This window comes from Cohnella herbarum (genome assembly GCF_012849095.1).
Taxonomy (GTDB): Bacteria; Bacillota; Bacilli; order Paenibacillales; family Paenibacillaceae; genus Cohnella; species Cohnella herbarum.
In genome coordinates this window covers 1,162,766-1,174,334 of record NZ_CP051680.1, presented here as the reverse complement: position 1 = coordinate 1,174,334, position 11,569 = coordinate 1,162,766, and the positions used below count along the sequence as shown (strand labels likewise).

Here is an 11,569-nt window from a genome sequence, read left to right as displayed (position 1 = left end):
CATAAAAAAACGTCGGTCCAAAGGTTTCCCTTTGCCGACGTTTTTTTGTTTATGGCATTAAATACGATGAGGCAGCATAACGGTAACGATCGTTCCCCCGCCCGGGTTATGATTCAGCGTGACGGTTCCCCGGTGCCTAGTGACGATCTTCTTGACGATCGCAAGCCCCAAGCCGCTGCCGGGTTGGTTCTTGTTGTGCGATTGATCCGACTTGTAAAATCTTTCGAAAACTTTCCGTTGATCTTCTAGCGGAATTCCGATCCCGTTATCGGCGACGAACACTTCGATCAAATCCATATGCTGAACGATGCGAATATGAATAATACCGCCTTCCGGCGTAAATTTAATACTGTTTCCGATCAGATTAATCCATACTTGATTCAATTGGTCTTCGTCGGCTTTGATTTTCGTTTTAGGCAAATCCAGACGCCATTCCAACGACTTAGCGGACCACAGCGGTTCGCTGGACAAGACGGCTTTGCGAATTTGCTCGTCCAGATCGTACAAGCTAGGTTCGAAAGGATGACGCTGCGAATCCAACGAAGCCAGCTTTAATAAATTGTCGCTAAGTCGGGACAATCTCTCGCTTTCGTTCTGGATAATGGTCAAATAAAGCTTTCTTTCGTCGTCGGTGAGGTCGTCCCGTTGAAGCGCCTTGGAAAATCCCGAGATGGAGGTGAGCGGCGACTGGATTTCATGAGAAACGTTCGATACGAAGTTCTGCCTCATCGTTTCGAGTTGCTTCATCTCGCTTGCCATATAATTAAAGCTCTTCGCCAATTGTCCCAGCTCGTCTTTCCGCTTCTCCCACTTGAGCTCGATATCGAACTCGCCTTTGGCCATTCTCTCGGCTGCCGCTTTCATCCCTCTGAGCGGTTTTACCAAGTACCTCGCACCTATGAAAATAATAAAGCAACCAACCAGCAGATTAAATATCAAAGCTATAAAGAGCATTAGCAGGGAGTAATAGACTACGGTTCCCTCGGAGATTTGGATAAACAGAGCGTATTTCTCGCCCGACTCCTCGTGAGGAAGCCCAACGACAAGCTCGGTCGGCGCAACTTCCATGCCCCTGTAAGTTCCCCCGTCCAACACGGAGCGTACGACTTCATCCGAGATAATATACAGATCGGCCGGCGGATTGCCTACCTCCGTCTTCAACTTCCCGGTACTGTCGTAAACTCTAACCTCGTATTTCTTTTTGAGCTTTTCTTCCTCTAATGCGATTTCAGCATGATCGATACCGTTGGCTCGGTAAAGTTTCTGTATGCTTATCCCGTCTTTCATCAGATTCCTTTGCAGCCTATTGGCATACTGATCCCCTATGGTCTCGATGAGGGAAAGCGCAATATAGAAAGTACTGACTAGTCCGATGATTACGGCGACCAAATAGGTGAGCACAACCCGAAAATATAGCGTTTTGATCATTCGTGAACCACTAGCTTATATCCAAGCCCACGTTTGGTCTCGATCGCGAACGAACCGTTCAGTTCGGCAAACCGATCCCTTATCCGTTTAATATGTACGTCTACCGTTCGGTCGTCTCCAAAGAAATCCGCCCCCCACACTTGCTCGATCAGATCGTTCCGCGTAAAGATCTGACCCGGATAACTGGCAAGCTTGAACAAGAGATCGAATTCCCTTAACGGCAGAGATATAGGTACATCATCGATGACCGCCTCGTACCGATGTTTATCGAGCAAAACTTTACCGATCTGTAGCTTCATGGCGGTATGAATCTTGTATCGTTTAAGCAGCAGCTTTACCCTCGCCGCCAACTCCAACGGATCGAACGGCTTAACGAGATAATCGTCGGCGCCGAGATTAAAGCCTTTGAGCTTATGATTGGTTTCGCCTTTGGCGGTCACCATCAGAATCGGCATCTCCGGATAATCTGCCTTAAGTCGGCTGCACAGCTGCCATCCGTCCATCTTCGGCATCATCACGTCTATGATCGCCAGATCGATCTTCGTTTGACCGACTGCTTCCAACGCCTCGATGCCATGGCATGCCTTCGAAATCTTAAAGCCTTCCCTTAACAAATAAAACCGAATCAGTTCAAGAATGTCCGGGTCGTCGTCGACGATCAGGATGTTGGCCATCTCTATAATCCTCCCGTATGCGAATGCTCCACTTCTTATACGGTAGACTATGGATTCAGGTTCCCTACTTCCTCAACCTTTCGACAGAAGCCCTTGAGGACGGTCCTGCATGATCGCGCGCGACCAGCGTTCCACGTCCAGATGGATGACCTTGCGGTGATCGGCGAGACCGTTTCTGTCGCGAAGCTGTTCGCGAGTTCGGAAAAGCACCGATTTAACCGCGGAAATCGTACAATTCATCGCTTCGGCGATTTCTTGCATCGAGTAGCCGAAGTAGTTAAACAAAAGCCACGTATCGATATTCCGTCTGGGGAACCGCTCGGCCAACCATTCAACGGCGCTGCGAACTTCTACGTAATCGTTATCGCTGTAATATGCGTTAGAAATATCCGTATGCATATATCGCCTTCTTTGCCGTTTACGGCAATCGTCGATCCATAGATTTCTAGCGACGCGAACCAAGAAAGGCTTCACATCCAAATACGGTTCCGTATGCAGGAAAAAAACCAAAGATTTCAACAGAGTATCCTGGAACAAATCTTCCGCGTCCCATTTCGACCGCGTCAAGTAATAACAATACTTTCGAAGATCGTCCATATGCGGCGCGATCAGCCGTTCGTATTCCGGAATGATGCCCAAGCGATTTCCCCTCCTTCCCATGAGTCTGAGCCTGAAGCAATATCCCTTATTCGAACCGCAACGCTTCAATCGGCTTAAGCTTAGCTGCCTTATTCGCCGGGAACATTCCGAAGACAACTCCGATCGCCACGGAAAAGACGAACGCTATAAGAATAATGTTGGCCGAGAATACGATGTCCATATCGAATGCCGAAGAAGCGCCCTGCGCGGCTCCGACGCCGATTCCTATGCCAAGCAAACCCCCGAGTCCGCTTAGTACCATCGATTCGATCAGAAATTGGATAAGGATATCCCGTCTCTTGGCTCCGATAGCTTTGCGAATTCCGATTTCCCGCGTTCTCTCCGTTACGGAAACGAGCATAATGTTCATAATTCCGATTCCCCCGACGAGCAGGGAAATTCCCGCGATTCCCGCTAAAGCCAGCGTTAACGTATCGGATACCGAAGTTAGCGTCGACAGCGCATCGCTTTGATTAAATACCCGATAACTATCGGTGTTCCCGCGGAAATGATCGCTCAACTCGGCTTCCAACCCGGTCACGACCGCATCGATCCCTTCGGTAGATTCGACCTGAACGTAGACAGTCCGTACTCCTTTGGATTTGAACAACCGCTCGGCCGACGTTTGGGGAATCATCACGACTTCATCGTTCGAGCCCGTCGTCGTGCTGCCTTTCTCGGCCAGTACGCCAACGACTTTATAGCGCGTTCCTTGGATCAAAATATACTCGCCCACGGGACTCGCGAAGCCGAAGAGGTCCGTCGCCGTGGTCGAGCCGATAACGGCAACCTTCTGGTAAACGTCGAGGTCGATTTGCGCGAGGAATCGTCCCGAAGCGACCTCGTATTCCCTCACATTCGCATAATCCGCATTCGTGCCTACAACGTTTACGGTTACGCTGGTCGTTCCGTACTTCACCGAAGAACTCTGCGTGCTAGCGGGAGCGATATATTGAATCCCTTCCACTTTGTCCGCGATCGCGACGGCTTCGCTCGCTTTTAACGTATTGGTCGAACCCCGGCCGACAATGCTCACCGTGAGCAAGTTCGTTCCAAGACTTTGCACTTGCTCGGTCACCGATTTCGTCGCTCCTTGCCCCAGAGCGACGAGAGCGATAACGGCCGTAACGCCGATAATGATTCCGAGCATCGTCAGCAGCGAACGGAGTTTATTGGACAGAATGCTCTTCATGGCCATCTTAAACGCTTGAAAGAAGTTCATTCCGTCCGCCCTCCTCTTCGTTCAACATCCCGTCCATGATCTTCACGACCCGTTTCGCTTGCCGCGAAATGTCCGGATCATGGGTAATGAGCACGATCGTGTGGCCGAGGGAGTTCAGATCCTTAATGAATCCCATCACTTCCTTGCCGGTTCTCGTATCCAAGGCGCCGGTAGGCTCGTCGGCAAGCAAGATCGGAGGATTGCCGGCTAGCGCTCGCGCGATCGCCACGCGCTGCTGTTGTCCCCCGGACAACTCGACGGGACGATGGTGAATCCGCTCCTCCAGTCCGACTTTCCTAAGCGCTTCGATCGCTTGCTCCTTCCGCTCCTTCGCGGACACTCCCCTGTAGATCAGAGGCAGCTCCACGTTCTCGATGGCCGTTAGTCGGGACAACAAGTTAAACCCTTGAAAAATAAAGCCGATCTTACGGTTGCGGATTTCCGCGAGTTTGTTTTCCCTTAATCGGCTAACTTCTTCGCCGTCTAACCAATACTCCCCGGAAGAAGGCGTATCCAAACAGCCGATCACGTTCATAAGAGTCGATTTCCCCGAGCCCGAGGGACCGATAATGGCAATAAAATCTCCTTGATTAACGGTTAACGAAACGTTATCCAATGCGTTAAGCGTCTCTCCGCCCATGCGATACTGTTTACTTAATCCCTTGATTCGGATCAAGGGAGCTTCCGGCTTCGGCTTCGTGGTCATTAGCGCGCACCGCCCGCCGCTGCACCGCCGCCTCCGCCGGTAGATTGACGGCCGCCTCCGCCGCCCTGGAAGCCGCCTCCGCCACCGGGGAACCCTCCGCCGGCACCGCCGCCGAACCCTGCGCCGCCAAAACCCGGAAAGCCGGCTTGCATGTTCGAGTTAGAGCTTGAACTAGCGACCGTCGGAAGCACGACGAGGTCGTTCTCGCTTAGCCCAGATAGGATTTCGATCTGATCCTCGTTATTAATGCCGACCTCGACCTCGACTCTGCGAGTCGATGTAACGCTGCCGGACGCATTCGCGTTAGCTCCGCCCGCTCCCCGATTCGCCATGAACTGCTCGCGCATAGCCGCGCGTTCCTCTGTGGTCATGTTCTGGAAACGATCGGCGTTTCCACCTTGCCCGGCTTGGCCTTGCTGACCTTGTTGCCCTTGTTGACCTTGCGGTTGCGGTTCCTGTTGCGGAGGTTCGCCTTCGGCACCCTGCCCGGCTTGGCCTGCTTGCCCTTGTTGCGGCCTCGTCCCCGCATTCGCTCCCGCGGTTTGCGAGCCGTTCGTTGAAGCGCCTGTTCCTCCCGCGCTCGGAACCATGACGAAATATTTCCCCTGCGAAGATTGCACCGCTTCCACAGGAACATAGAGGGCATCCGTTTTCTTATCCGTCATGATGCTGGCTTCCGCGGACATTCCCGCCTTTAAGTTTTTCGCTTCCGATAGAATAATCGTTACGTCGAACGAAGCTACGCCGTTGCTCGCCGTGCCTTCGTTCGCGATCGCTTCCACTTTTCCCGTGAACGTCTCTTCCGGCAACGCTTCGACTAGAATCTGAGCTTCTTGCGCGAGCTTCACCTTAGGAATATCCAGCTCGTCGATGCCGACGACCATCTTCAGCTTGGCGAAATCGACGATCTCGCCAAGTTCGCTATTCGGGCTAATCGAGTCCCCTGCTTGTACGTTGAAGGTTTCCAACACGCCGTCAATCGGAGCAACGATAGGATCGATGCCTTCTTCCGTCTTCAGAGAAGCGATATCCGCCTGAGCCATCTCGATATCAAGCTGCTGCTTCTGAATGCTCAACACGAGCGATTCGCGTTCCTTGTCATCGGCTGCTTCCTTATACTTCGTTTGCAAATCCGTAAGCTCCAGCTTCTTCTTCTTTAGATCGATTTCCTTGCTTCGTACCTGATCGGAAGTATCGTCGTTCTCGTATGTAATTAGCACTTGTCCTTTCTTTACGCTGTCTCCTTGCTTGAAATTCACTTTCAGCGCTTTTCCCGCCGTGCTCGCTTTCAGGGTTTCGCGCGCGAAAGGCTGCACGCTGCCCGTACCGCTGACTTTCACTTCGATCGTGCCCTTGCGGACTTGCGTTGTCGGGAAGCTTGCGGCCAATTGCGTGTCTTTCTTATCGAAGAACCGGAGACCACCCCAAGTTCCCGCCCCTAGTACGATGACTAGAGCAGCTATCCATATGATCTTCTTCTTCATCCGAATGCTTCACCTTCGCTTTTTATCGTCTTAGCGAACATTATGGAAGATGAACCTTAGTTCAAGATGAGTGCCCGCTGAATGTTTTCTGAATGCCTTCAGGTAACCCTCAAGAAAAAGAAATTCAGTATTCTTTCAGTTTTCTCTCAGCCAAAGTTAAGCAAATTAGCTCATAATGGTAGTCATAGCGTAGAGATCGGGTTGAAATTCGCGTATTTTGTTGGAGGAATGAACATGTCGCAGCAAGGAAAAGGAATCAAAATCATGGTCGTGGACGACGAGCCGAACATTTTGCAGTTTCTGGAGCTTGGTTTAACGAATGAAGGCTATCAAGTGGCGACCGCGCAAGATGGACAAGAAGGCATTGCCCTCGCCGAGCGATACAACCCGCACGTGGTCGTTCTGGACGTCATGATGCCGGGGATGGACGGCTTCGAGGTTTGTCGGGCTTTAAAGGCCGATAAGCCCGTAGCCGTAATCATGCTTACGGCCAAGGAAGAGATCGAGGATCGGGTTAAAGGCCTTAATCTCGGAGCGGACGATTATATGTCCAAGCCCTTCGGCTTCGGGGAATTGCTTGCGCGTATTCAAGCGCGCGTGCGGAACCAATTTCCTCACCTGCTGAGCGAGGTTGCGATCGGCCCGTTCGCGATCGATGCCGTTCGCAAAGAATTTCGATACCGGAAACGTATTCTCGATCTGTCGCCTACGGAGCACGAATTGCTTAAGTATCTCGTGTTAAACCACGGTCACGTGCTCAGTAAAAGCGTAATACTCGATCAAGTGTGGGGCTATGATTTCGGCGGTGAGGAGAACATCGTGGAAGTGTACATCCGATCGTTAAGAGATAAGCTCCAGGATCGAGAGCATAGAGTGATCAGGACGATCAGGGGAGCGGGCTACCGGGTGGATCTCCTATGAATCGATGGAATAACGCGTTCAGCCGCATTCGAGCGATCGTATTTCCCCGCTCTCTTCGCTACCAACTGTTATCCCGCATTTTGTTTATCTTAGCCGGTCTGCTGCTGGTCATCGGGCTTTTTCAATATTTTTTCATGGAACGTTTTATATATCAGAATCGGGCTGCCGGCATACAAAGACAGATTCAATCCGTTCCCGGGGAGTTATGGGAAAGAGTTAACCCCCAAATGCGTAGAAGACCTGCAGAAGCGTTCATTTTCTTCCCTTCCGCTTCCGTCGCTTATATGAACAAAGAAGGCAAATTCACGGTCATATCTCCAATGAACGCGACGTCAACGGACTCCGTTCCTCGTTTGAGTCAAGAAGTGTATAACGAAGCTTTTAATCACCCGCGAAGAGGCAAGGTTATTTATTCGATCGTACGCGATTCAACCCTTGGACAGCAGTTAGTGGTCGTGCAACCGGTCCGTTCCTTCTCCGGCATTGACGGAGTCGTGCAAGTTAGCATGAGCACGAAACCTATGACGAACGAGCTGAACCGACAATTTCTGTTGTATCTGGCACTAGCATTGGCGGCTATCTTCGGCGGCCTCTTTACGTTCTTGCCTGCCATTCGCAGAACGTTAACCCCGCTATCCCGAATGGTAACTACCGTCGAACGCATCGATTCGGGCAAACTGAACGAACGGTTACCGGAGAACGAGCAGCCGATGGAGATCGATCGGTTGTCGCATTCTTTTAATCGCATGTTAGAGCGCCTCGAGACTTCTTTCCGCGCCGAGCAAGAAGCGAAGGAGCAAATGCGCCGTTTCGTCTCCGATGCGTCGCACGAGCTTAGAACTCCGTTAACATCCATTCACGGCTTCCTTGAAGTGTTGCTCAGAGGCGCGGCTGCCGATCCGATCCAGTTAAACAAGGCGCTTAGGAGCATGCATGGAGAGTCCGGAAGAATCAATAAATTAGTCGTCGACTTGCTTCAATTAGCGAAGCTGGACAGGGAGCCCGAGATCAAACGATCGCCTTGCGATCTTGGAGAGCTGGTTCGGGAGATGGAAGAGCAACTGCTCTTGTTGGGAGAAGAGCGCGAGGTTACGATAGAGGCGGACTCGGGTATTCTCATCCAGGCGGATGGCGATAAAATCAAACAAGTGTTGCTGAATTTATTCCAGAACGCAGTGCAGCATACCGATCCGCATTCCGGTAAAATACGGATCAAGGTTATTCGGACGGATGACGGAATCGAGACGACTGTCCAAGATAACGGAACGGGAATTTCGGCCGAGCATCTTCCCCATCTGTTCGAGCGTTTTTATCGCATCGATAGCTCTCGCGCGCGTAAATACGGAGGGGCGGGCCTTGGACTCTCCATTACGAAATCTCTAGTCGAACTTCACGGGGGAACTTTAAACGTAGAAAGCCGCCTTGGGGAAGGCAGCTTGTTCCGGGTCACTTTCCCTTTATGATCTCTCTAGCTGTTGCACGCCCTCGAATAGGGTAGCGATATAGAGATGTTGGTCATCCACGTCCACATCCGTCACTTGGACGCCGATTTTTAAGGCCATTAATGAAATCTGATTTCCGATCCGACTAACGCGGTACAATCCGCGATCCGAGCAAGCGTACACTTCGTCGTCCCGCGTAACGACGGAGAATATGAACGTATTGCCCATTCTGTAACGCTCGAACCCGCCCCGCTGGTTCCCCACGAGGAGATCTCCATGTTCGGTCGCCCCGATAATTCTACCGTGGGAAACGGCCAGGCTGGTCACAGCGGACCCGTATTTGAAATTCATCCAAGTCGTCGTGAGACGATCCAGAATCGATATTCCCTCATTCGTTCCGAGAACGACATATTGCGGCAAATACAAGAAATCATAGACGATGAGATCCGAGCGCATCATAAGATGCCACTCCGCGCCTTCTGTGAACCATAGTCCGCAAGACGTTCCGGCAAGTCCGACTTCGCCGAATTCTTTATACTGATAACAGCCGACGGCTAACTCCGTTGAATTCCATAATCCGTCCTCGTTATAGAACAATCCTTTATTCGAACAGGCATACAGCCTATCTACGTACACTTGCAAGCGATTAATATGCGTCTGGTGCGGCAGCCCTTCGTTACTCTCCGTCCATTCGCTATCTATTTGCCTCTTATATACGACGCCTTGTCCAAGCGGAGCGGCTGCCAGTAAGTCGGAAGACATTTTCTTAACCGATGAAAAATGAAACACGAGTCCCCCAGCGTTCGCGGATACTTGCATCGAATGAACCCAACTCCTTCAACCGGGCAACGGTGTATGATAGTGTTCATTTTAATTGATAATGATTATCAATGTCAAATATTTTGAAAAGAATTGTCTTTCTGCGTCAATAAAAAAACCGTTCCGGGCACGATTTTCTCGCGCCGGAACGGCAGATTCTACTTCTTACTTAAGCTCAGGCATAGGTAAAAATAATAGATTGATAGGCAGCATGCTGCCGTTCGCAGGCGTGAACGTGATATCAACCGATTCTACGGTATCGCCCGACTTATAGAGCATCCCGACTTCGTTCGGGTTTCGCAATATACTATCGTTCGTTGCGTAAACAACTTTACCGTTAATGGTAAAGGCGCCTGCATAATGTCCTCCGCGCGGATTAATCGCGATCGCGGTATGCGGTTGGACGTTGCTTAACCGAATCGTGTACAGAACGCCATAGTTCCCCATGTTCAGCACCGACGTTCCCGTCGTTTTATCGATTCCGGTCAACCGGGTATCTTCTACGTTATCTGCTAGAATCATCCGGCTTTTCACGTCGCCGATCGTCTGGTTCACGTACATCATCCGGTTGGCGTTCTCAAACGTTCCGCGAATGTGTCTGTCGTTGCTAGGCAGCACTTTCAGGTATGGCAACATGCTCATGACTTCACGGTGTTCATCGACTACGATGACTTGGAACTTGAGATTCGAGTTCATTTGAACGTCCGCGAACATGGAGTATACGTCGCCCGGACGAACTCTTTTGTCGCTATATTCTTGAAAGATCAGTCTGCTCTCTCCAGCCGGAATCTGCAAATAGGAATACGTCGGATTCAATACCGATTCGAGGAATCTCCCCGTAACCATGCGGCCTACTTGCGATACGATCGGATTAGGTCCGCCGATCCCTTTCGCTCCCATCCTTACTGTAGCCGTTTCGGCGTTCTCGTTCGTTAAGAGCACGTAGATTTTGACCGGATTCGAACGGCCGTTCAGATTATGGAGCAGGAATCTTACGTTGCCGCTTACCGTGTCTTCATAATAAATTCCTTCTTCAAGAATCGTTTCCGGACTATTCGCCCTAATTAACGTTTGTTGACGGTCATTAATCGAGTAAGGCATCTTAGGCAAAGATAATACGGATGGTCCGCTAATTCCGAACTTGTCTCCGATTGCCGTATATAGCAGATCGAACTCTTCTTTCGTGTAATGCGTTTCTTCCGTGATCGTGATCGTTTTCGTATATTCGTTCACGGCACCGTTAGCATCCGTTACGGTTAAAGTGATGTTCTGCGGTCCCGCTACGAAGAACCCGCGTTCGTTATTCGTCCATACCGTGCTGGCGATCCGATTCTCGTCGTCGGTACTTAGGTCGGTATACGTAATGAATTCTCCCATTTTATACGTATCTTTGTCCGTATTAAATTGAGCGACGGGAGGTTGATTCGGCGGTCTGACCGTAATCGTAACCGTATAAGGATCACTCCAAGTTCCTCTTTCATCTTGAACCCAGTGGCTTATCGTATAGGTTCCCGCTTGGTCGAAGATCGCGTTGTTGTTCTCCCAGCGTTCGTCGATAATCTTAAGGCCGCTTGGATGGTACGACTGATTCGTATATTTAACTTCCGTTTGTTGCGCGTATGGATTCGTATCCGATACCGAGAAATTCGCAACCGGTTTGGAAGCCCATGTCAGTACGACTTTCTTCTCTTTAGGAAGGTTCGTCAACGTCAATCCGAAGCTCTGGGCTACTGTGCGCAACGGAATCATAAGCGTGCCTTTGAGCAAATAAGGAGCGCCGGCGTTAGTCTTAACGACTCCGTTTAACGTATAAGAAGGATTGCCTGCCAACAATTTAATTTCATTAATACCGTTAGACAACGTGTACAGCTTGCTCTTGGAATCGTATGCGATCGTTCCGTAAATCTCGTTCATGATAGATCTTGCCGCGACGTAAGATACGCCTTTCGTTGCTGTAAGAGGTTGTGTCGCCGTTACGGTCTTGCCGTTGTGTACCATGATTTTCGAGCCTTGCGTCAGTTCTAGCTTGTCCAGTCCGTTAGCGCTATCGGCGGCATGAACCGGGAGTTGAATCGAGAATAACAAAAGTGCGGAAAGAAATAACAACAAATACTTTCTTTTCATAGCGTGCTCCTTCTAATCTAGTCGATTATGTGTGTCTGTAACATTTAATCATAAGTATTTACGACAATACCGGACAAAGGTTGCTATATTCATAGAATTTAAACAAGAAT

Annotated in this window: 10 protein-coding genes; 2 read left to right on the top strand and 8 right to left on the bottom strand. The window is 50.4% G+C overall.

Annotated features, from left to right (window positions below; genetic code table 11):
* Positions 1-57: 57 nt before the first annotated feature.
* The 6 genes from HH215_RS04995 to HH215_RS36005 form a co-directional block, all read right to left on the bottom strand.
* On the bottom strand, positions 58-1,428 hold the full coding sequence (locus HH215_RS04995; protein ID WP_169278907.1) for a HAMP domain-containing sensor histidine kinase: 1,371 nt from the start codon (positions 1,426-1,428) through the stop codon (positions 58-60).
* Positions 1,425-2,102, bottom strand: a complete 678-nt coding sequence (locus HH215_RS04990; RefSeq protein ID WP_169278906.1) for a response regulator transcription factor — start codon at positions 2,100-2,102, stop codon at positions 1,425-1,427. The genes HH215_RS04995 and HH215_RS04990 overlap by 4 nt, the downstream gene beginning before the upstream one ends.
* 72 nt (positions 2,103-2,174) lie before the next feature.
* Positions 2,175-2,741: an RNA polymerase sigma factor gene (locus tag HH215_RS04985; protein ID WP_169278905.1), complete on the bottom strand. Its 567-nt coding sequence runs from the start codon at positions 2,739-2,741 to the stop codon at positions 2,175-2,177.
* A gap of 46 nt (positions 2,742-2,787) precedes the next feature.
* Complete coding sequence (locus HH215_RS04980; RefSeq protein WP_169278904.1) at positions 2,788-3,963, bottom strand: ABC transporter permease; 1,176 nt, start codon at positions 3,961-3,963, stop codon at positions 2,788-2,790.
* On the bottom strand, positions 3,941-4,669 hold the full coding sequence (locus tag HH215_RS04975; RefSeq protein ID WP_310735550.1) for an ABC transporter ATP-binding protein: 729 nt from the start codon (positions 4,667-4,669) through the stop codon (positions 3,941-3,943). Before HH215_RS04975 ends, HH215_RS04980 begins: the two co-directional genes overlap by 23 nt.
* Positions 4,669-6,153 (bottom strand): efflux RND transporter periplasmic adaptor subunit, encoded by a 1,485-nt coding sequence (locus HH215_RS36005; RefSeq protein WP_217362276.1) that lies wholly within the window; start codon positions 6,151-6,153, stop codon positions 4,669-4,671. The genes HH215_RS04975 and HH215_RS36005 overlap by 1 nt, the downstream gene beginning before the upstream one ends.
* 234 nt (positions 6,154-6,387) lie before the next feature.
* Here HH215_RS36005 and HH215_RS04960 point away from each other — a divergent pair, with 234 nt between their 5' ends.
* Together HH215_RS04960 and HH215_RS04955 are read left to right on the top strand one after the other, a co-directional pair.
* Positions 6,388-7,074, top strand: coding sequence for a response regulator transcription factor (locus HH215_RS04960; protein WP_217362275.1), 687 nt, complete (start codon positions 6,388-6,390; stop codon positions 7,072-7,074).
* Complete coding sequence (locus HH215_RS04955) at positions 7,071-8,537, top strand: sensor histidine kinase (RefSeq protein ID WP_169278902.1); 1,467 nt, start codon at positions 7,071-7,073, stop codon at positions 8,535-8,537. The genes HH215_RS04960 and HH215_RS04955 overlap by 4 nt, the downstream gene beginning before the upstream one ends.
* Here the strand turns inward: HH215_RS04955 and HH215_RS04950 are convergent.
* Together HH215_RS04950 and HH215_RS04945 are read right to left on the bottom strand one after the other, a co-directional pair.
* Positions 8,532-9,335 carry a hypothetical protein gene (locus HH215_RS04950; RefSeq protein ID WP_169278901.1) on the bottom strand — a complete coding sequence of 268 codons (804 nt, stop codon included), beginning with the start codon at positions 9,333-9,335 and terminating at the stop codon, positions 8,532-8,534. The two genes, HH215_RS04955 and HH215_RS04950, sit on opposite strands and share 6 nt — an antisense overlap.
* Positions 9,336-9,500: 165 nt before the next feature.
* Entirely contained in the window at positions 9,501-11,459 is a 1,959-nt protein-coding gene (locus HH215_RS04945; RefSeq protein WP_169278900.1) for a copper amine oxidase N-terminal domain-containing protein, read from the bottom strand.
* Positions 11,460-11,569: the final 110 nt, after the last annotated feature.